General features: G+C 52.3%; 19 protein-coding genes. 14 read left to right on the top strand and 5 right to left on the bottom strand.

From position 1 onward, the window contains the following. Positions 1 to 322 precede the first annotated feature (322 nt). From THS27_RS20785 to THS27_RS20775, 3 genes are all read left to right on the top strand, one after another. Entirely contained in the window at positions 323 to 1,303 is a 981-nt protein-coding gene (locus tag THS27_RS20785) for a C4-dicarboxylate TRAP transporter substrate-binding protein (protein ID WP_085594074.1), read from the top strand. A 307-nt stretch (positions 1,304 to 1,610) separates the two neighbouring features. Next, positions 1,611 to 2,156 (top strand): TRAP transporter small permease, encoded by a 546-nt coding sequence (locus THS27_RS20780; protein ID WP_085594072.1) that lies wholly within the window; start codon positions 1,611 to 1,613, stop codon positions 2,154 to 2,156. 2 nt (positions 2,157 to 2,158) lie between these two features. Continuing rightward, on the top strand, positions 2,159 to 3,436 hold the full coding sequence (locus tag THS27_RS20775) for a TRAP transporter large permease (protein WP_085594070.1): 1,278 nt from the start codon (positions 2,159 to 2,161) through the stop codon (positions 3,434 to 3,436). Positions 3,437 to 3,539: 103 nt separating this feature from the next. Here THS27_RS20775 and THS27_RS20770 read toward each other — a convergent pair whose 3' ends face one another. Next, on the bottom strand, positions 3,540 to 4,433 hold the full coding sequence (locus THS27_RS20770) for a LysR family transcriptional regulator (RefSeq protein WP_085594068.1): 894 nt from the start codon (positions 4,431 to 4,433) through the stop codon (positions 3,540 to 3,542). Positions 4,434 to 4,566: 133 nt separating this feature from the next. Between THS27_RS20770 and THS27_RS20765 the strand changes: the two genes are divergently transcribed. The 4 genes from THS27_RS20765 (at position 4,567) to THS27_RS20750 (ending at position 8,990) form a co-directional block, all read left to right on the top strand. Beyond that, positions 4,567 to 5,853 (top strand): TRAP transporter large permease, encoded by a 1,287-nt coding sequence (locus THS27_RS20765; protein ID WP_085594066.1) that lies wholly within the window; start codon positions 4,567 to 4,569, stop codon positions 5,851 to 5,853. Positions 5,854 to 5,890: 37 nt separating this feature from the next. Next, positions 5,891 to 6,889 (top strand): TRAP transporter substrate-binding protein, encoded by a 999-nt coding sequence (locus THS27_RS20760; RefSeq protein ID WP_085594064.1) that lies wholly within the window; start codon positions 5,891 to 5,893, stop codon positions 6,887 to 6,889. Positions 6,890 to 6,905: 16 nt separating this feature from the next. Further along, on the top strand, positions 6,906 to 7,448 hold the full coding sequence (locus THS27_RS20755; protein WP_210402961.1) for a TRAP transporter small permease: 543 nt from the start codon (positions 6,906 to 6,908) through the stop codon (positions 7,446 to 7,448). Positions 7,449 to 7,547: 99 nt separating this feature from the next. After that, positions 7,548 to 8,990: an amidohydrolase family protein gene (locus tag THS27_RS20750; RefSeq protein WP_085594060.1), complete on the top strand. Its 1,443-nt coding sequence runs from the start codon at positions 7,548 to 7,550 to the stop codon at positions 8,988 to 8,990. A gap of 107 nt (positions 8,991 to 9,097) precedes the next feature. Here the strand turns inward: THS27_RS20750 and THS27_RS20745 are convergent, their stop codons facing one another. Both THS27_RS20745 and hmgA read right to left on the bottom strand, forming a co-directional pair. Continuing rightward, positions 9,098 to 10,108, bottom strand: coding sequence for a fumarylacetoacetate hydrolase family protein (locus THS27_RS20745; protein ID WP_085594058.1), 1,011 nt, complete (start codon positions 10,106 to 10,108; stop codon positions 9,098 to 9,100). A gap of 221 nt (positions 10,109 to 10,329) precedes the next feature. Then, positions 10,330 to 11,703 carry a homogentisate 1,2-dioxygenase gene (gene hmgA, locus THS27_RS20740; RefSeq protein WP_085594056.1) on the bottom strand — a complete coding sequence of 458 codons (1,374 nt, stop codon included), beginning with the start codon at positions 11,701 to 11,703 and terminating at the stop codon, positions 10,330 to 10,332. A 79-nt stretch (positions 11,704 to 11,782) separates the two neighbouring features. On the opposite strand from hmgA, the gene THS27_RS20735 reads away from it, so the two are divergent. Next, on the top strand, positions 11,783 to 12,211 hold the full coding sequence (locus THS27_RS20735; protein WP_085594054.1) for a MarR family winged helix-turn-helix transcriptional regulator: 429 nt from the start codon (positions 11,783 to 11,785) through the stop codon (positions 12,209 to 12,211). A gap of 8 nt (positions 12,212 to 12,219) precedes the next feature. On the opposite strand, the gene THS27_RS20730 is transcribed toward THS27_RS20735, so the two are convergent. Continuing rightward, positions 12,220 to 13,038 (bottom strand): IclR family transcriptional regulator, encoded by an 819-nt coding sequence (locus THS27_RS20730; protein WP_246833051.1) that lies wholly within the window; start codon positions 13,036 to 13,038, stop codon positions 12,220 to 12,222. Between the two features lie 219 nt (positions 13,039 to 13,257). On the opposite strand from THS27_RS20730, the gene maiA reads away from it, so the two are divergent. The 6 genes from maiA to THS27_RS20700 all read left to right on the top strand — a co-directional run bounded on the left by maiA (position 13,258) and on the right by THS27_RS20700 (position 19,872). After that, positions 13,258 to 13,899: a maleylacetoacetate isomerase gene (maiA, locus tag THS27_RS20725; protein WP_085594050.1), complete on the top strand. Its 642-nt coding sequence runs from the start codon at positions 13,258 to 13,260 to the stop codon at positions 13,897 to 13,899. 83 nt (positions 13,900 to 13,982) lie between these two features. Beyond that, the gene (locus THS27_RS20720) at positions 13,983 to 15,041 is read left to right on the top strand and encodes a TRAP transporter substrate-binding protein (RefSeq protein ID WP_085594048.1); all 1,059 of its coding nucleotides are present in this window, start codon (positions 13,983 to 13,985) and stop codon (positions 15,039 to 15,041) included. Continuing rightward, complete coding sequence (locus THS27_RS20715; protein ID WP_085594046.1) at positions 15,038 to 15,574, top strand: TRAP transporter small permease; 537 nt, start codon at positions 15,038 to 15,040, stop codon at positions 15,572 to 15,574. Before THS27_RS20720 ends, THS27_RS20715 begins: the two co-directional genes overlap by 4 nt. After that, positions 15,574 to 16,887 carry a TRAP transporter large permease gene (locus tag THS27_RS20710; RefSeq protein ID WP_085594044.1) on the top strand — a complete coding sequence of 438 codons (1,314 nt, stop codon included), beginning with the start codon at positions 15,574 to 15,576 and terminating at the stop codon, positions 16,885 to 16,887. Before THS27_RS20715 ends, THS27_RS20710 begins: the two co-directional genes overlap by 1 nt. A gap of 187 nt (positions 16,888 to 17,074) precedes the next feature. Further along, positions 17,075 to 18,247 carry a hypothetical protein gene (locus THS27_RS20705; RefSeq protein WP_085594042.1) on the top strand — a complete coding sequence of 391 codons (1,173 nt, stop codon included), beginning with the start codon at positions 17,075 to 17,077 and terminating at the stop codon, positions 18,245 to 18,247. Next, positions 18,244 to 19,872 (top strand): WG repeat-containing protein, encoded by a 1,629-nt coding sequence (locus THS27_RS20700; RefSeq protein WP_085594040.1) that lies wholly within the window; start codon positions 18,244 to 18,246, stop codon positions 19,870 to 19,872. The genes THS27_RS20705 and THS27_RS20700 overlap by 4 nt, the downstream gene beginning before the upstream one ends. Positions 19,873 to 19,935: 63 nt before the next feature. Here the strand turns inward: THS27_RS20700 and hppD are convergent, their stop codons facing one another. Further along, positions 19,936 to 21,048 (bottom strand): 4-hydroxyphenylpyruvate dioxygenase, encoded by a 1,113-nt coding sequence (gene hppD, locus THS27_RS20695; RefSeq protein ID WP_085594038.1) that lies wholly within the window; start codon positions 21,046 to 21,048, stop codon positions 19,936 to 19,938. Positions 21,049 to 21,093: the final 45 nt, after the last annotated feature.

The raw sequence follows: 21,093 nt of genomic DNA, 5'->3' as shown, positions 1-21,093 counted from the left end.
TAATGAGTCCTGAGCCTAGGTACAACACCCAAAAAGCCCGGCCATCCGCGCACGCCAGGGTCACGGCACCAAACATCAGGTCCAGTCCTGTCAACAAAAGACCGCAAAGACATTAATATCTTTGCCATGTCACCTGGCCTGGGATTACCCATCAGCCCACCTCACCCGAACTGTAATAGCAGCCACCCCAAACGCCTGAAACATACTCCAGCCACCAGAAAGGCAGTTTTTACCCCTCTGTTAATTGACACTGATATATTAGTATGCTATTTGACAAAAAATAAGGCTGGCATCCATAGCTGGCATCTTCAGGGAGGAAAGAATGAAGATCTCACGTTTGACAACTTTCATCGTATCGGGTGTTGCCGGTATGACCATGGCAATGGCGGCACATGCTGCTGATTACACGCTAAGTGTAAACACGGCCCTTGCCACCAGCGACCCGCTTTACAAAGGCCTTGAAGCCTTTGTTAAAAATGTCGATGAACGCACCAAAGGCCAGATCAAGGTAACGCTGTTTCCCAATTCACAGCTTGGCCCGGATGAAGACGTTCTTGAACAGGCCCGCGCCGGTGCCCCGGTTGCTGTTATTGTTGATGGTGGCCGCCTGGCCGTTTTTGAAAAAGAATTCGGTATTCTTGGCGCCCCTTATCTGGCACAGGGCTATGACGGCATTCGCAAGGTTGTCACATCCGACCTGTTTGAAACCTGGGTGCAAAAACTGCGCAAGGCATCGGGCCATCAGGTTTTGTCATTTAACTGGTGGCAGGGCGAACGCCATTTGCTGACCAAAAAACCAATCACCAAACCGGCCGACCTTAATGGTCTGGTTTTGCGCACACCAGGCGCACCTGTCTGGACCGAAACGGTCAAGGCAATGGGTGGCACACCAACACCAATGCCGTTTTCCGATGTTTACAGCGCCCTGCAACTTGGCACCATTGATGGCACCGAAGCCCAGCTTCCTGCTGTGGTCGGCGCGAACCTTCAGGAAGTTATCACGCACATCACCAAAACCGGCCATATCAACCTGATCACCGGTCTGGTGACCAGTGCCGCATGGTTTGACAGCCTGCCGGAAGATTTGCAGAAAATCCTGCGCGAGGAATCGCTTAAAGCCGGTGACATTGCATCATACGGCACACGCGATGCGCTGGCATCGATTGAACAACAGCTTAAAGACGACGGCGTTGAAGTTTCCGAAGTCGACACCACCCCGTTCAAGGAAGCCACCCAGGGCGTTTACGAAAAACTGGGGTACAGCGATCTGCACAAGCAGGTTGATAAAATCCTGAACCAATAAGCATTTTAACAGACGAAGGGCCGTCCAAACGGTCCTTCGTCTGTTGCTTTCCCTGATACATTCCAAATATCAGGCGGAAATTTTCCTGAATTGACCGGCATGTGATGTTCAGGTGTGATAATTTAATAATTCCGGCTAACGGGCTATCGCGGCCCCGCAGCAGCATCTTTTCCGGTGTCAGATCAGCGTTAAAACATCCGGTTTCCACGCTGGATGGCATTTTAAAATCGCGAACACCCCAATTCACCCACCCCACCATTGGTCCATGGCGCTTTTGGGCGCCCAAGCAAAGGGAGGAAAACCGGGCATGAAAAAACGTCTGGCTCAGGCCGAGTTTGCACTGGTTTCCGCAATATTCATCGCCATCGTCATGCTGGTTTTTGTCGCGTCCATCATGCGGACCTTTGGTCATCCTGTCATGTGGTCGGTCGATATGGCGCAATTGCTGTTTATCTGGCTGTGCTTTTTTGGTGCCATCCGCGCCATGCGTCAGCGCGGGCATCTTGGCGTTGACCTGTTTGTCCGTCTTGCACCGCATCGCTATCGGCTGATTATTGAAACTGCCGTTGGTCTGATCTTCTGCGCCATGCTGGCCATTCTTGCGGTCGAAGGTTACGACCTGACGATCCTTAACAAGCAGCGCCAGTTTGGTGATTCCGGTATTTCCTATGCCTTTGTCACCATTGCCGTGCCGGTCGGGTCGGTCATTCTGGGTGGCACCATCATATACAATATTATCGATGCATGGCGAAACCGCCGGGCCGAACAGGTTCTTGTTTATTCGCTGCCGGAAGAAGGGATTGATGCAATCCCGCCCGCGACCACACCCAAAACGACCACGCAGGAAATCTGACCATGCTGTTGATCGGTTCCATCTTTTTGTTTTTCCTGATCATTGGCGCCCCGGTGGCCTTTGCCATTGGCCTGTCAGGTTTCGCATTTTTTGTCACATCCAATGTCATGCCACTATCAATTGGTGTGCAAAAAATTGCCGCTGTGTCGCAAAGTTTCCCCCTGCTGGCCGTGCCGTTTTTTGTGCTGGCCGGTCACTTGATGAACGAAAGCGGCATCACCGACCGCCTGTTTAAATTTTCCAACATCGCCGTTTCGTGGATGGCCGGTGGTCTGGCCCAGGTTTCCATCATTCTGTCGACCTTGATGGGCGGTATTTCCGGTTCGGCCGTGGCCGACGCCGCTATGGAAGCGCGCGTTATTGGCCCCAAAATGATCGAGAACGGTTATTCCAAAGGCTTTTCCGCGGCTGTTATCGCACTAAGTTCCCTTATCACTGCCACCATTCCCCCGTCCATCGGGCTGATCCTGTATGGGTATGTCGGCAATGTTTCCATCGGGCGGCTGTTTCTGGCTGGCATCATTCCCGGTGTGCTGATGATGATTGTGTTAATGGTCACTGCCTATATCATCGCCAAAAAGCGCAATTATGTTGCCAAGGACGCGCGCAAACCCACCGTGCGTGAATTGGCCGTAGCCTTTTGGGAAGCCAAATGGGCGTTGCTGTTTCCAGTCTTGCTGATCATTACCATTCGTGGCGGGCTGTTCACCCCGTCCGAGGTTGGTTCCTTTGCCGTGGTATATGCCGTTGTTGTCGGGGTTTTCAGCCACCGCGAGCTTAGCTTTACCGATATCAAACGTGCGTTGGCCGATGCTATTTCCGATATTGGCATGATCATGTTGATTATTCTGATGTCGGGCATGGTCGGTTTTGCCATTACGTTTTTGCAAATCCCGCAAACCGTTTCAGGCGCCCTGCTGTCAGGTTTAAGCAACCCCACTGCCATTGTTGCTGCCATTCTGGGCATTCTGTTTGTCGCCGGGTTGTTTGTTGAAAGCACGGTTCTGGTGTTGCTGCTGACGCCAATTTTTGTGCCGATCATTAAACAGCTTGGTGTTGATCCGGTTCATTTCGGCATCCTGATGATGACGCTGGTAACACTGGGGTCAATGACACCACCGGTCGGTGTTGCCATGTATACCGTCTGTGCGATCATGAATGTCAGGGTTGAACATTACGTGCGGGAATCCCTGCCATTTCTGGCCGCCATTTTGCTGCTGGTTTTTGCCCTGCTGATGTTACCCGACCTGGTATTATTTTTGCCAAGGCTGGCATTTTAACAGCCAACAAAACCGGTATTTCATACAAACCCCTGTCGTCTTGTCGGCAGGGGTTTTGTTTGTATATAACCGGATTTTACACTGACCTGTTGCCGCCCGTGTCTTATCTTTCTGCCAGCAAACTGCGTAATGCATCGGAAAAAAGGCGAATGGCGTTACGGTTCCCGGTCGAGGACAAGGTCACAGCCCAGATATCAAAATTTATCGCTGGTTCCAGGTCAATACAGACAATATCGGTTTGCAGCAGGGAACGGGCTGTAAATTCATCAATGATGGCGCACCGTTTCAGAATTTGCGCCATCGGCGGCACCGCTTCCAGCGAATTACAGGTCACGGCCCCGGCCATGCTCAGCCCCCGTGTTCTAAGGGCTTCTTCAAGGACATTGCCAATCGGCCCGCGTGCGGTGGTATCCACCATCGGATAGTCAAAAATCTGTTCCAGTGTCACTTGCCGTTTTTGCGCAAGCGGGTTTTCACGTGGCACGATGGCCTTTAACTTTCCACGCCCCAACAGGGTAAATTCTTCGTCGCGCATCGTTACCCGCCCGGCCATAATCCCAAGGTCGATCAGCCCGGCATGTAGCAATTCCATTTGATGCGCCGCCTTGCTGATATCAAGGATCAGGCGCAATTGGGGCATTTTCTGCATCAGCCGGGCGCAGGCCTGGGGCACAAAATGGTTCATCATAAGGCCGATCGACATCACCGAAAGTTTGCCACCCACCCCTTTTTTCAACGCATCGATACGCCCCTCAAGCTGACCAATTCCATCCTGCAAAAACCGGCTTTCGCTGTAAATCGCATCGGCGTCCGCCGTTTGTAAAATACGCCCGCGTTCCAGCACAAACAGCGTCAGACCCGATGCTGCCTCGAAATCGCGCAAATGCTTGCTAACAGTTGGTTGCGACAACCCCAGTGCGCGGGCCGCTGCACTGATCGAATTGCGTTCATAAACCTCGCAAAATACCTGCAATCGCTGAAGCGTTATCCCGCGCATAATGCGCTCCTGTACCTTACCAAATTGTCACGATCCATAGCATATTACTATGGATGAAATAAATATTTTCTATTTCCTAACGTAGGAAAGCACTTCAGTCTTGCTTTAAATAAAAAACAGAAAGGGGAATAGGATGCAGGCGGTATTTCTGCTTATCCTAATCGGAGCGGGGCTTCTATCTGGCGCGGCGATTGCGTATGTCATCGGTGCGGCATCGATCATGACGTTTATTTTGGGCGACCATGCCAATTTCATGGCGGCCCTGCCTCAACGCCTGTTTAGCCAGCTCGACGTTTTTGCTTTTCTGGCAATGCCACTTTTTATCTTTGCCGGGGATTTGATGAACCGGGGCGGCATTGCTTCTGCGCTGATTGATTTTTCAATGTCATTGTTGGGGCGGGTCAAAGGCGGGCTTGGCCATGTCAACGTTCTCACCAGCGTGTTCTTTGCCGGTGTGTCCGGGTCGGCGGTGTCCGATGCGGCAGCCCTTGGCAATTCGCTGGTCCCCGAAATGCAAAAACGCGGTTATTCGCTGGATTATGCCGTCGCCATTACCGGCGCGTCCTCTATCATCGGACCGATCATTCCGCCGTCCAGCATCCTGATTTTTTACGGCGCGTTGATGAATACATCGGTTACGGCCCTGTTTGCTGCCGGTGTTGTACCGGGGCTTCTGTTGGCCGCAGTCCTGATGGTAATGAACGCCTTTTATGCCTGGCGCGATGATCATCCAGGTGGTGGCGACCCGGCAACCATCCCCCCGATCAAAAAATCGTTTTTTCGCGCCCTGCCCGCAATGACCCTGCCCATCATCATTTTGGGTGGCACGCTTTTTGGCATCATGACACCGGCCGAGGCAGCGGCAGTAGCGGTTGGCGCAGCCCTGATCATTGGTTTTTCATATCGCAAACTTGATCTGGAAGCCGTACGCCAAAGTGCCATCCGCACCGCTGTTTTGTTGGGTGCGCTGTTTATCATTTTATGTGCGATTTCGACCTTTTCCTATATTGCCGCCCTTGATCGCCTGCCGCAGGCCATTGCCGCCCAGATCACGGAATGGGGCCTTGGCCCGCTGCAATATCTGATGCTGGTCAATGTGGTATTTTTGATCGCGGGCATGGCAATGGATGTCAAAGCTGCTGTGGCATTGTTCGCTCCCATCTTTGTTCCCGTTGCGCTGGCGATGGGCATTGATCCGGTCCATCTCGGCATCGTTATCTGCTTCAATATTTCAACGGGGCTTTTATCGCCCCCCATCGGCGGGGTCCTGCTGATTTTGGCGACAACATGCAACATCAATTACTGGCGATTGATCCGCGCAACCCTGCCGTTTTTCTTTGCCGAAGTCATCCTGCTGGTCGTGCTGACTTTCTTTCCGGCCATCTCACTGGCTCTGCCACATGCCCTGGGGCTTAGCTGATAACAAAAAAAGGGTACAACAGAGGAGTTCACGTAACATGACCTTGATGAAATCCGGGAAGGCTCTTGCCTCTCTCAGCCTGTTATTAACGACGACAATGGTGGCACCGGCATTCGCCGCCGATGTTAAAATCGCCATGAACGGCATTGATGACCCGACCACCAATGCCGAAGCCGCCTTTGTTCACGGCTTTGCCGATGCGTTAAAAGGTACAGACTTCAAGGCGGTTGTTTTCCCGTCCGATACCTTAGGCAGCGAAAAGGAACGGTTCGACGCAACAGCCCAGGGGCTGGTCGAAATCGATCTGGCAACCGTTTCCACCGGTGTTGGCATGAGCCCGCTTCTAAAAGGCATTTTGCTGCCTTTCATGTTCAAGGACAGCGCTGAATTTGACGCTGTTATTGAAAAAAGCGACCTTCTTGACGAAATGAACAAGCCACTGCTTGAAAACGGCGTTCGCCTTGCCGGATTCAACTATATCGGCGTCGGCATTGGCATTCACAACAGCCAGCGTGACGTCACCAAAATGTCTGACCTTAAAGGTTTGCGGTTGCGCGCCCTTAATGCCGAACAGCTGGAATATGAAGAAGCCCTGGGTGCCAATGGCACAATCGTCGCATGGTCAGAAGTTGCAAATGCCATTCAGGTCGGAATTGCCGATGGCTATCTCAATCCGCCGAATTCCTCGCTTAGAACCGGTCACACTGCTTTTCTGACGCATTTCACACCGGCCGATATTTCGCCTTCAGCCCGTGCCGTTTTTGTTTCCAACGACTGGTACGAAACATTACCGGCCAACGAAAAAGCCGAAATCGACAAGGCACTTGATGCCGGGATTGCGGCCAATCGTGAATGGCTGGCGAACTGGAGCACCAGCGTCATGGCCCGAATGGAAAAGGCAGGTGTCACCATTTCCCAACTGGAACCGGGCGAGCGCGACAAGATGGTGAAGGCGACAGCTCCGACATGGACGTCAATCATGGCCGCCGACGACTTACAAAAGTATCTCGACGCGCTCAAATTGGTTCGTAATTAAGCAGGAGGCGGTGAAGGTGAACACGATCCGAAAAACAGCCATGGCAATCAGCCACGGTCTTGATCAACTTGCATGCTTTATTGCCATTATCGCACTGACGGTGCTGGTGGGGTCGGTATTGTTGCAGGTTATCGCCCGTTATCTGTTCGCCTCGCCGCCCTCCTGGACAGAAGAACTGGCCCGTTATGCCATGATATGGGCGGGTCTTATCGGCGCGACCATGAGCTTTAAACGCCGTTTCGACCCCGCCCTTTTTACAAGCGAGGGCAATGGTGGCAAACTAATGGGCATTATAACCGGCACCGTCCAGTCTGCCGTTGTGATCATCTATCTTACCCCGGTTCTCTGGTACTGCTTTTTTGGCCCTGGCAATAATCCGGCCCGGGGGTTTCTTCTGCGCCACAGCCGGACAATGGCCGACGCGCTTGATTTCTCGACACTCTGGGTCGCGATTGCGGTGCCCCTCATGATCGTGATCATCTTTGTCCATGTCATAGCCCGTTGGGCGGGCGATGACGCCCCGCCTTCTGCACCCGCACAAGCCGACACGTTCAACTAAGGCCGAATATGCAGGCATTTTTCATAATGGCCCAACCGAGGGTCGCCCATAAACACGCCTGAACAACAATAAATTATAAGCATTCTGGAGTTTCCGACGATGCAAGCTGACGTCATTTTTCGCAACGCCGATATCGTGGATGGCACAGGCCAAACACGCATACACGGTGATGTCGCAATCCGTGACGATCGGATTGTCGCCGTTGGCGAACTGTCAAAATGGCATGGCGGACGCGATGTTGATTGCACCGGTTTAACCCTTGCACCCGGCTTTATCGACCCGCATGTTCACCACGACGAAGCCCTGCTGACTGACCCGGGCATGGATTGTATGCTTAGCCAGGGTGTGACAACAATCATTGCGGGCAATTGCGGTTTTTCAATTGCCCCCCTTACGGCAACCATTGATATTCTACCCCAACCCCTGGGCATGATCCTGACATCCACCCGCCCCCGCTTTGCCCGGTTTGCCGATTATCGCAACCAGTTACGCCAATCCCCCGCCGCTGTTAATTCCGCCTGCCTGATCGGGCATGGCACCCTGCGTATCAACGAGGTTGCCGACCTTGGCCGCCCGGCAGACGCCGCCGAATTAAAAGCAATGGAAAAATCGCTTGATCAGGCTCTGGGCGAAGGCGGGATTGGTGTTTCAACCGGCCTGTTTTATCCGCCTGCGCGCGCGGCCACCACCGCCGAAGCCATTGCCATGGCCCGCATTGCCAGGGCACATGGCAAACTTTACGTCACCCATATGCGCGACGAAGGCGACCAGGGCATTGAAGCCCTTGAAGAAACCCTTGAAATCGGGCGCGAAGCCTGTTGCGGGGTACATGTTAGTCATCATAAATGTGCCGGGCTCGCCAATCACGGTCAGTCGGAAATTACCCTGCCAATGTTTAGCAAGGCGATGCTTGATCAGGATGTCAGTCTTGATACCACACCCTGGACGGCATCCTCGACCATGCTTAATTCCGGGCGCCATCGCCAGGCCACCCGCGTGATTGTGGCGGAATCACTGGCTTATCCGAAAATGGCCGGTCGTGATCTGGCCGATATTGCCAGGGAATGGAACACCGACCTCGATACCGCGATGGAGCGTTTGCTCCCCGCCACCGGCATTTTCTTCATCATGGATGAAAGTGATGTAAGGCGCATTCTGTCGTTCGAACACACCATCATCTGCTCGGACGGCATAGCACGCGGCGACCATTCGCACCCCCGCGTGTGGGGCACATTCCCGCGTGTTTTAGGCCATTATGTGCGCGATATCGGCCTGTTTACACTGGAAGAAGGTGTAAAACGCATGACATCAATGCCTGCTGATCGCTTTGGCCTTAAGGACCGCGGACGGATCAGGGAAGGCGGATATGCCGATCTGGTGCTGTTTGATCCGGCAACAATTGAATCCGGTGCAACCTACGAAAAACCCAAAACACCGGCGCATGGCATTAAAAATGTATGGGTAAATGGCCGGGAAAGCTGGGCCGATGGAGCAAACAAAGGAAACCGTGCAGGCGTGGTATTAGACCGCGACCCAAGCTGACCCTCCTTTTTCACCGTCATCAAAACGTTCTGATTAACAATAAAACCCCTGCCAGCATATGCTGGCAGGGGTTTTGTCTTTGGGCCACGTCGAGCAAGCCCGCAAGTTTAACCGTTATATTTTTCAACCGTTTGATCAATCATACCAAAAATCGATTGTCCATCCCGGTTGCACATGCTGATTTTAACATTATCGCCAAACTGCATAAATGGCGTTGCCGGTTTGCCATCGCGAATGGTTTCGATCATGCGAATTTCGGCAATGCAGGAATAGCCCGCCCCGCCATCGGCCACCGGTTTGCCCGGTTCGCCGTTCAGTTTGTTCGAAACCGTGCCCGACCCCACAATGCTACCCGCGCATAGCGGGCGGGTTTTGGCGGCATGGGCCACCAGCTGGCCAAAATCAAACGTCATGTCGATCCCGGCATTGGCACGGCCAAAGGGTTTGCCGTTCAAATCCACATTCAGGGGCAAATGCACCTTGCCACCATCCCAGGCATCACCAAGTTCATCAGGCGTTACCGCAACAGGTGAAAAGGCCGATGACGGCTTAGACTGGAAAAAACCAAATCCCTTTGCCAGTTCGCCCGGAATCAAACCACGTAACGACACATCATTAACCAGCATCACCAACCGAATGCATTTGCGGGCTTCTTCGGGGGACACACCCATCGGCACGTCGCCCGTAATCACGGCAACTTCGCCTTCCATATCAATACCCCAGGCTTCATCGCCCAGAATAATCGGGTCCGTCGGGGCCAGAAAGCTGTCTGATCCACCTTGATACATCAATGGATCGGTCCAGAAACTTTCGGGAATTTCAGCCCCGCGCGCCTTGCGCACCAATTCCACATGATTGACATAAGCCGACCCGTCCGCCCACTGATAGGCACGCGGCAGCGGTGAATGGGCCTGTTTTTGATCAAACGGCTGGCCATAATCGGTGTCGCTTTCCAGCCGGGTTGCAATATCGGCCAACGGAGCCGCCAGATCATTCCAGTGATCAAGGGCAAATTGCAGGTTCGGGGCATGATCGCACGCGATATAGCGGGTTAAATCGCCTGATACCAAAACCAGCTTTCCATCACGGCTGCCGTCTTTCAGGGTGGCAAATTTCATCGGTCCTGTCTCCTTGCCGAATGTTTCCGGTCATTTTTAAAATCATATTTCAAATAGTGAAATTCGGGTTTTCCACGTCTCTGCGAGGTCAACGCGCCGGGACGTGGTTAGGTGCGACGGACGGCCCCGCGCGGCTTATGCCGCGTAAGGCAAGGGCTTTCAAAAAGCCAGCCCGCCGATTGAGGGCCGGTTGATCGGAAATCGATCAACCGGCTTTAACACTAGTCCTGACGGCCTTCCGGGGTGCCGTCAAACCGGCGTTCCAACCCTTGCCAGCAATCCTGATAATCGTTTTGCAAGCCGGGCAGTTCGGCGGCAAAGCGGGTCAGTTGCTGGGGAAAACGGGTTTCAAACATAAAGGCCATCGTGCCTTCCTGTTTGACCGGCTCCAGCTTTGTTTCCGATGCCTTGGTAAAACCTTCGGTATCGGGGCCATGGGCCAACATCATGTTATGCAGGCTCATGCCGCCGGGAACAAACCCCTGTTCCTTGGCATCATACTGGCCCTCGATCAGGCCCATAAACTCGCTCATGATGTTGCGATGATACCAAGGCGGGCGAAAGGTGTTTTCCGCCACCATCCAGCGTGGTGGAAAAATAACAAAATCGATATTCGCCGTGCCGGCTTCGCCCGATGGCGCTGTTAACACGGTAAAAATCGACGGATCCGGATGATCAAACAAAATGGCGCCAACCGGCGAAAAAGTACGCAAATCGTATTTGAACGGGGTGTAATTGCCGTGCCAGCCCACAACGTCCAGCGGCGAATGGCCAATTTCAGTGACATGAAACTGCCCGCACCATTTAACCAGTACCCGGCACGGTGTTTCCTTGTCTTCATAGGCGGCAACGGGCGTTTTAAAATCACGCGGATTGGCAAGGCAGTTTGCGCCAATCGGCCCGCGTTCCGGCAAGGTAAATTTCGCCCCGTAATTTTCGCACACATACCCCCGCGCCCCACCATCGGCCCCCGCATCGAGAATGGAAACCTTAAACATCATGCCGCGCGGGATTAGCGCCACTTCTAACGGCGCGACGTCCATAACGCCCAATTCGGTAAAAATGCGCAGCGCGCCAATTTGCGGCACCACCAGCAATTCCGCATCGGCATTAAAAAAGTAATCGTCAACCATATCGGCATTGCACACATAAACATGTGTCGCCATGCCCGACTGGCCCAATGCATCACCTGCCGTGGTAATGGTGCGCATCCCGGCAATAAAATCGGTCGGGGTGGTTGGCATCTCAACCGGGTCCCATCGTAACTGCCCCAGTGCCAGACTATGATCATTCAGGCAGGGGGCTGTTTTCCAATGCGGCAAATCAAGTGTTTCAAATCGGCCATTGTGGCGCACGCTCGGCCGAATGCGATACAGCCACGACCGTTCGTTGGTGCCACGTGGTGCGGTAAAGGGCGACCCGGAAAGCTGTTCGGCATACAAGCCATAGGCACATTTTTGCGGGCTGTTTTGCCCCTGCGGCAGCACGCCTGGCAAGCATTCGGTTTCAAAATCATTACCAAAACCGGACATATAGTGCAGTTCGCCCATACTTGCTGCCGGGTCCTTTTTTGCAGAAACAATGTGATCAGTCATTGCCTTCTCCCTAACATTATTTGATATAGTTACATTCGTAACTATAATTTTTGTAACTATCAAACAGCGATCAGACGCGATGACAGAAAAATTCAACCTGCACGGTTTCCTGCCGTTTTTGCTGCATCACACCAGCGAAAAAGTCAGCCTTGGCTTTCGCGACATTTACCGGGACCGCTATAAAATGACCCGATCGGAATGGCGCGTGTTAGCCACACTTGGCCAATACGGCCCACAAACCGCAACCGATATCGGCACCCGAACCGGCCTTCATAAAACCAAAGTGTCCCGCGCGGTTCATTCCATCGAAACGCGGCGCTGGCTGAACCGCCGACAGGATGAAAACGACCGGCGCATTCACCTGATCGAACTGACAAAGCAGGGCCAAAGTGCCTTTTTATCCCTATGCCAGGCGGGCGTTACCTATAACCAAAAAGCCCGCGATTTTCTGGGCGACAAAGACTTTGATGCGCTGGTGACCCTCCTTGGCAAACTCAACCACATGTAATCCAGTCGTCAGGGCGTTGCGCGTGCGCGCCCGCCCCAGTTTTGATTAAACAATTCAATTTCGTGCAAAAACGCCTCAAAGGCGGCATGACCGGGCTGAAAATAATTGGCCTGCGGGTTCATCAGGGTCACACAACAGGCAACCGCCCCGTCGAGATTAAAAACCGGCGCGCTGATCGCTGAAAGCCCTGGCACAATGTCACCCTCGATCACGGCCGCCCCGCGCTGGCGGGTTTCCGTGATTAACTGATCCACCTTGGCATCGTTCCAACCCAGAATTTCCTGTTCGGCGACAATCACATGTTCAATGGCTGACCGTGGCATGGCCGCCAAAAATGCCTGCCCGGTGGCAGAGCGCAAAAGCGGCATTACCGTTCCCAGCCCCATGGTTGAAATAACCGGCGGCCCGCCATGTTCCGTCCGGATAAGGACCGGCCCGCGTTCGCCCCAAATTGCCAAATGCCCGGATGATCGCCATTCAATTGTCAGGCTGCGCAGCAAACGCCCGGCCCGCATCACCACATCATTGCGTTCAATCGCAGACAGACCCATGCGCAATGCCATTGGCCCCAGACCATACAAACCGGACCGGTCATCCTGGAACGCCAGGCCGATGCGCGCCAGACTGGTAAGATAACGATGCACCTTTGCCGCAGGCATATCAACCGCGGCCGCCAGATCCTTTAGCGGCACGGGATATTGAAAATCGCACAAGGCCGAAATAATTCGGCCACCAACCTCGATAGACTGAATGCCTTTACGGGTATCGCCGACCTCTTCAACCGTCGGGTCAATGGCATCGTGTTGCGATATATGCGATGGGGTCACGATCAAAAAATGCCTGTGAAAATTTCATATTGCGTAATTCATTATATATAGCATAATTCCAATCTGAAAGAGGAAATCGCTTTTGCAATGAAGTTGGGATTGCCCGGCATCCAAAAATCAGGGCCGTTCCAACAGACAGCAGCAAGGGGGATTTTCTTTGTCATGCGTGCAGAACTGTTCCTATGCACGCCAAGGCCACCTTTTAAAAAAGAGCCAGGGATGAAACCAGACGACCTGATATTCTATGATTACTTCCGCTCATCGGCATCGTATCGGGTTCGCATTGCCCTTAACCTTAAAGGGTTGCAAGCGAACAAGGTCGAAACCGTTGATCTGCGCACCGGGGCACACGCACAAAAGCCCTATAAATCGGTTGCGCCTTCGGGGCTGGTGCCATCCTTTACCTTTGGCGGTAAAACATTTGGTCAGTCGCTGGCACTGATTGAATGGCTGGATGCCATATACCCGTCGCCCCGGCTGATCCCGGCGGAACCGCTGGTCGCACTTGGCGTGCGCGAGGTGGCCCACACCATTGCCTGCGACGTTCACCCGTTAAACAATTTGCGCATTTTAAAATACATCACGGGCACGCTAGGCGCGTCAGAAGATGCCAAGCTGGAATGGTATCACCACTGGATTTGTGCTGGGTTTGACACCCTTGAAGCGCTGATTGCACCGCATCGCGACAAAGGGCCGTTTTGCCTGGGGGCCGATGTGTCGCTGGCCGATGTCTGCCTTGTGCCGCAGGTTTACAATGCCCGCCGGTTCGACGTCGATTTATCGCCTTATCCGGCCATTTGCGCGGTAGATGCCCATTGCACCACCCTACCCGGCTTTGCCGATGCCGCCCCGGAATATTAATGTGCCATCAATTCAGATCAAAACAGTCTGGCTGCATAAATAACGGCAGCCAACAAACAAGATAAAACAACAGGGAGAGAAACATGAATCGCCTGAATTTACGTAAAACCATCCTTGGCCTTTTGGCCGGTGCCACCGCTCTTGCCGGGGCAACCTGTGCCAATGCCGCCGATATTACCCTTAAAATCAGCCATTACCTGCCGCCCAGCCATGGCTTCCAGAAGGATTTTCTGGAACCCTGGGCCAAGCAGCTGGAAGAAAAAACCAATGGCAAGGTTGAGGTAAAAATCTATGACGCCACCTCGGCCTTTGGCAAAATTGACCGTCAGGCCGATCAGGTTCGGGCCGGTGTGATTGACATGGCCGTTGGCCTTAACGGTATTCCGCGTGACCGTTACCCGGCGGCTTCAATTATTGAAATGCCGTTTCTGGTCAAATATGCAGATTCAGGATCAGAAACCCTGTGGAACCTGTATAAGGAAGGCATGCTGGGCAGCGATTACAAGGATTTCAAGGTTCTGGCCCTGTTCACCCATGAAGGCGGCCTGATCCATACCCTTGATAAGCCGGTACGGTCGCTTGATGACCTGAAAGGTCTTCGTTTACGCACGCCAAGCCCCGCAGTTTCCGCCATGCTGGAATCTTATGGGGCTTCACCGGTTGGTTTGCCGCCCTCGGCAATTTATGAAAACCTGCAAAAAGGCAATATTGACGGGCTGGTGACCACCTGGGACCTGGTCAATGCGGTTAAAGCCAACGAACTTTTGAAATACCACACCGATGCCGGGGCCTATGTGGCCGGGTTCTATTTTTTGATGAACCAGAAAAAGTTTGAGTCCCTGCCTGAAGATGTTCGCAAAGCGATTGATGAAATTTCAGGCGATCCTTTGGTCGCAAAATTTGGCGACTGGTGGGACAAATGGGAAGCCGCAGGCAAAGCCGATGCCGTTAAGCATGGCAATGAAATCATCGAAATTGACGATAAAACCCGTGCAGAATGGAAAGACGCCGTTCAGCCCATGATCAAGGATTACCTTGAAGGCCTGAAAGCCAAAGGCGTGAAAGACCCCGAAGCCATTTACAAACGCGCCCAGGAACTGGTTGCACAATTTGACACCAAATATCACGCTGGCGACAAATGACCCAATCGGCCAACTTTCGTGATGAACCGCAGCTTCGTGCTGCGGTTCGCCGCCTTGACCATATCATGACCCGCATCACCGATATTTTTGCTTTTGCCGGCATGACCGCCCTGATCGGTGCAATTGCCGTTGTCGTCGCCGACATCGTTTGGCGGCGCATTGGCGGGCAGTCATTTATCGGTGCTGTCGACTTAACCCAGTTTTGCGTAATGGCGGCGGCATCCTGGGCCATTCCCCATGCCTTTAGCACAGGTGCCCATGTGACCGTCGACCTGTTTGGCAAACGAACCTTTCGCGGGTTTTTCCGCGTGGTCGATACCCTGATCCCGCTGACCGGCGCGGCATTAATGGCGTTTTTGTTTTACCTGTCATGGGGCCGGGCGATGGAACAATTGGCCTATGGCGATGTATCGCAAAACCTGGCGATCCCTATGATTTTGTTCTGGGTGTTTTTGCTAAGCGGGCTGGCCCTTTCGACACTGGTTTGTTTTGTGAAGTTTCTGAAATTTGTTTTTACGGGCGAGACGATTTAATGGCGACTGAGTGGGCAGGATTAATCGGCTTTGTAGTTGCCCTTGGCCTGGCATTGCTACGGGTACCGGTGGCCGTTGCCATGGCGCTGGTTGGCATTGGTGGCACCTTGATGCTGATGGACTGGACATCGGCCAGTTATGTGATGGCAAGCCTGCCGTTCGAGGCGATATTTCCCTACGGCCTGTCGGTGGTGCCGCTTTTCATTTTCATGGGTGTGTTTGCCTCCCATTCCGGCCTGTCGGGCAATTTGTTTCGCGGCATAACAGCCTTTGCCGGCCATCGCCGGGGCGGGTTGGCCGCATCCAGCATTGGGGCCAGTGCCATTTTTGGCGCCATTTGCGGATCATCGCTTGCGACCTGTGCAACGATGGGTCGCGTCGCCCTGCCCGAAATGCAAAGCCGGGGTTATGCCAAAAGCCTGGCCGGGGCGTCGATTGCGGCAGGCGGCACATTGGGCGTGTTGATCCCGCCATCAATCTTGCTGGTGATTTATGCATTGATGACCGAACAGTCGATTGGGGCGCTGTTTGCCGGGGCCATGATTCCCGGTGTTTTGGCAACGGTTCTCTATATCATCTCGATCCGTTTGCAAGTCATGCGCAAACCTGAATTGGCACCAGTCAGCAATTATACCCCATGGTCGCAACGCTGGGGCGCGCTTTGGCGAATGTGGGATGCGATTGTTCTGATCCTGCTGGTGATTGGCGGCATCTATGCCGGGCTGTTTTCGCCCACCGAAGCCGCCGCCGTGGGCGCGGGCGGCGCATTACTGTTTGCCTTTATCCGCAAAAAACTGACATGGACGGTACTGCGAAGCGGTATTCGTGAAACCGCTGGCATGACCGGGATGATCTTTCTGATTCTGATCGGGGCATCTTTATTTAACTTTTTCATCGAAACCAGCGGGCTGACCCAAACACTGGTAAACTGGATTACCAGTCAGGGTTTCTCCCCGCTTGCGGTTTTGGTTTCATTGCTGGTTTTTTATGTCGTGCTGGGCTGTTTCATGGACAGCCTGTCAATGATTTTGCTAACCGTGGTGCCAGCCTATAGCGTGATTACCGGTATTGGTTACGACCCGGTATGGTTTGGTGTGCTGCTGGTTTCTGTGGTTGAAATTGGCCTGATCACCCCGCCGATCGGCATGAACCTGTTCATCATTCAGGGCGTTGCCCCCGATATGACCATCACCACACTTTCGCGCGGTATTCTGCCATTTCTGGCGGCTGATTTTATTCGTGTGGTGCTTATGATCACCATTCCCGGCCTGATCATGTGGTTGCCACAAATGCTGGGGCTTGGCGGGTATTGATTTGTCGACGAGATGTTGTGAACCCCGGGTTTTCCCGGGTAAAATCCGGGGTTCTGTTTTTTCATCAAGAAAAAACCGGTCGAATAATTATCTAACACACTGATTCAATCGCAATAATCCATTCCAAAATCAACCGGATCAATATATAGGATTATACAATCCTATAGTACAAAATCGGACATTGGTAATGGATGAGCAGAAGATCGTTATTAACTGTCCGGTGTGCGATGAACCCACCCGAATACCCCTCAGGGATAAAGTCCTGAAAATCATTTGCCCGTTATGCAAAAGCGATTTTCACTATTCTGCCAGTGCCGGTTTTATTGATCTGGCAACAGAAAATGACGAAACACCGGACAACACAGAAACAGAAAAGCCTGCCGCACCAGAGGCCAAAGCCAATCAACCAACATACGAAAACAAGATAACCGATATCATATTACCAGGTGCGCTGTGGTTTGTTCTGCTGGCAAACGGGTGGTTGATCACGCAATTTGGTCCAGATACATTTCTTGATACCAGTTTTCGCATCATTGCCTTTATAGCGGTCATTGTGACCGGCAATTTCCTGCTCAGCCGAAACGAAAACATCGGCTGGGCGACAATCATTGTCGGTTTGATGCTGGCCACCAAATGGCTTGGCAAGGGGAACTGGCTTTTTATCGAGCAAATATTGGCCGCCTTTGCCATCTTGCTGGCGTTTTATGGGCTTTTACGGCTTATTACCGGTCGCGATAAGGATGCCTATCGGGTCAGCAGATTTTTCAAGGCGTGTTGCATAGTTGCCGTTCCGCTTTTATCGATGGCGGTCCTTGTTTATTCTGACATCTGGGACGCCAGGATCTTTCGTAAAAACCTTATGGTCATGGTCCCGGAAAGTGTTTCCGACACAGAAAACGCATCTTGCACCCCAAAGGCCCTTCCCGCCCTGATGTATCGTTTGGGCCTGTTGCAAAAGAAAACACCGAAAGTCACTTTACCCAAATACCTTACGTTCAACCTGACAGACAAAAAAATTGCCCATGCCCGGGACGTCGAACAAATCCTTTTTGACGATAAAAAAACAGCTGCCCAAAACCTGCTTCGGTTTGCGGCGTATGCCTTTAAAGAAAAGGATTTCGAACTGGGCTTGCAATATATGGGGCGCGCCCGCAAAGAGACCAGCGATCTGCCGGACAGCTATTATTTCTATTACGCCTATATGGTGCAAAAACTTTCCCATTCAGAACGATATTCAACGTCAACCGAATTTTTTGCACAATACACCAAAGATTATGCCAATACCTATCTCGCCCTGTCGGGAGACTGCGCTGCTTTTAAGAACGAGGCCCAGATACTTGCCCGGGGGAACGAGTTGTGAAATTTGCATCAATCCGGTTTGTGTTTTTAATCATTGCCCTGATTTTACCCTTCCATACCCCCGCCTTTGCCGATGATGAGGAGATCACCCGCATTAACCGCGTGGAATCCGACGTCATTACCTTTAAAGATGTACAGGTTCGTTTCCCCGCGCCAATGTTAGATGGATGGGACGCAACAGGGGAAGGAACGGCCTGGGTTGATATTCGGGCAAAGTTGCTGATTTATACCCTGTGGGGGGAACCTGTTGTTTATTGCACGGCAAACTGGACTTTTAAAAAAGCAGAAACCAACAACAGTTTTGTCTCGACCATAAAAGGTGTCGGCACCTATGTGCCTGATGACATTGCCAAAAAGATCGAGCTTTACAGCGTCGACCTGAAATTTTCCCCAAGCCTTTTTGAGAATGTGTGGGTCGAATGTGACCCCGGTATTTTTGGGGCCTCGGGCAACCCGGATGTTAGCTTTAATATCCCCGGCAGTCCAAGCTGGGACGATCTTTTCCAAAGCAGCGGATTTGAACTTTCAGACGCCTCAACACGCGCAAAATCCTATTATCGCGACCTGTTAAAAACCGGCAAGGTCCAAACTAACGCACTGCATGAAGTGCAAAAAGCGCACATTAATCTGTATGCGGTTGGAGAATGGCTTGCGAAGCGCGACCAGAAAATAGCACAGGACAAACTCGACCAGGCCCGCACGCGCCAAAACGACATTCCCGACGACCCGGAAAAAGAGATTAGCGAAGCAGACATCCAGAACCTGTTTGAAAGCACGTTTCGCGCACAGCGCCTTGAACAAATACAGGACCGTTTTCCAACCGATATACCGGTGAATGAGGCTTTGATGGCGCGGGCGGCAGATCTAAAACAACAAATTGCAAACTGCCCGGCTTTTCATCAACCCAATGGGTTTGAAGACGCCCCCGAAGCCCTTGCCGGTTATCGTGCCTGCCTGCCCTCGCCGCTTGATGAACTTGTTGATTTTTCAGTTGACGACGGAAATGACTATCGCTGTGGGTACAAGGATAAGCAGGGCAAGGTTGTGCTGGAGGCGGAATATACAAACTGTAGCGCAAGCCTGAACGGAATTGGCCTTGTTAAAAAAATTGTCGGCACACGGGAAATAGACGTCCCAATGTTCGGACTTTGCAGCGGGCGTTGTTCTGGCAGCACCGTCTCACACACAACATTCACAGAAAATATCAAAAAATGGACGATCATTAATTCGCGCGGCGAGACCCTGGTGCAGGAAGGCAATGCCGCAGACTTCTTTGGCTTTGAACCATCAGATTTCAGGTTCTATGACGGTTATCTGGTTCTGACCCGGAAAGAAAATGATGTGGAACAGGACTTTGTGTACGATACCCGGATGAAGCTAAAAATGTCCCTGCCCGAGAACTGGCGCTATCGCGGATATTCGGAAGGGTTATTCGTGCTTCAGTCCAACGCCGACCGAAATGATGATGACGAGTATTTGTTTGGGTATTACGGTTTTGACGGCCAGTTTGCCTTTGCCCCCATAGAGGCGAAAGACGCCGATCCGTTTGAAAAGGGACTTGCCCGGGTCGAATTTTCAGATGGTGACGTACTGTACTTTGATAAAAATGGACATTATGTGAGATAAACACGAAAACAAAAAGCCAGAGGCGCACCTGTTCACGCACCTCTGGCACCATAATGAACGATTTTATTCCGCCGCATCCACCTTCAAAACACCCCGACGGATCTGGTCTTCTTCGATGCTTTCAAACAGGGCGCGGAAATTGCCTTCGCCAAAGCCTTCGTCGCCTTTGCGCTGAATGAATTCGAAAAAGATCGGGCCGATTACGGTTTTCGAGAAGATTTGCAGCAGAATTTTCGTCATGCCGCCATCAATCACCCCTTCGCCATCAATCAGGATGCCGTGTTTTTTCATCCGTTCAATCGGTTCATCATGGCCATTTACGCGCTCATGGGACTGCTCGTAATACACCTCGGGCGGGCCGGGCATGAATTTAAGGTCGTTGGCGGCCAGTTTGTCGGTCGCTTCGTAAATGCCATCGGTGCCAACCGCGATATGCTGAATACCCTCGCCTTTGTATTTTTTCAGATATTCCTCGATCTGGCTGTTATCATCGGTCGATTCATTAAGCGGAATACGAATTTTGCCGCACGGCGAGGTGATGGCACGGCTGACCAGCCCTGTCATTTTACCAGCAATGTCAAAGAAATGGATCTGTTTAAAGTTAAACAGATTGCGGTAGAAATCCCACCATTTGTCCATATTGCCACGAAAGACATTGTGGGTCAGATGGTCGAGGAAATAAAAGCCAACCCCTTCGGGTTTCGGATCACGTTCGCCGATCCAGTCAAATTCGGCGTCATAAGCCGAACCGGTATCGTTATACCGATCAATAAAATACAAAAGCGACCCGCCAATACCAACAATGGCTGGCACATCAAGCGTTTTATCATCCCCCAAATAAGGTTCGGCCCCCTTCGCAACGGCATGGTCAAAGGCATGTTGCGCATTCACAACGCGCCATGCCATCGCGGGCGCACACGGACCATGCTTTTCAACAAATTTCATGCCATGCGAACCGGGTTCCGCATTGACGATATAGTTAATATCACCCTGCCGCCAAACGGTGATATTTTTGCTTTTATGTTTGGCAACCGGCACATAACCCATGCGATCAAAAAGCACGGCGAGCTTTTCGGGATCATCATGGGAAAATTCAACAAATTCAAAACCATCGGTACCAGCGGGGTTTTCATCGCTAATGGTGGCGCGAGGGGCATCGTGCGGGAACGGACCCATAGGAAGTCTCCTGATTTTGTATTTGTCTAATTATTAACTTGCCTC

The organism is Thalassospira sp. MCCC 1A01428 (genome assembly GCF_002115825.1).
Classification (GTDB): domain Bacteria; phylum Pseudomonadota; class Alphaproteobacteria; order Rhodospirillales; family Thalassospiraceae; genus Thalassospira.
Note: the sequence above shows the minus strand (reverse complement) of the source record. Positions and strands in the feature narration are given on the sequence as shown.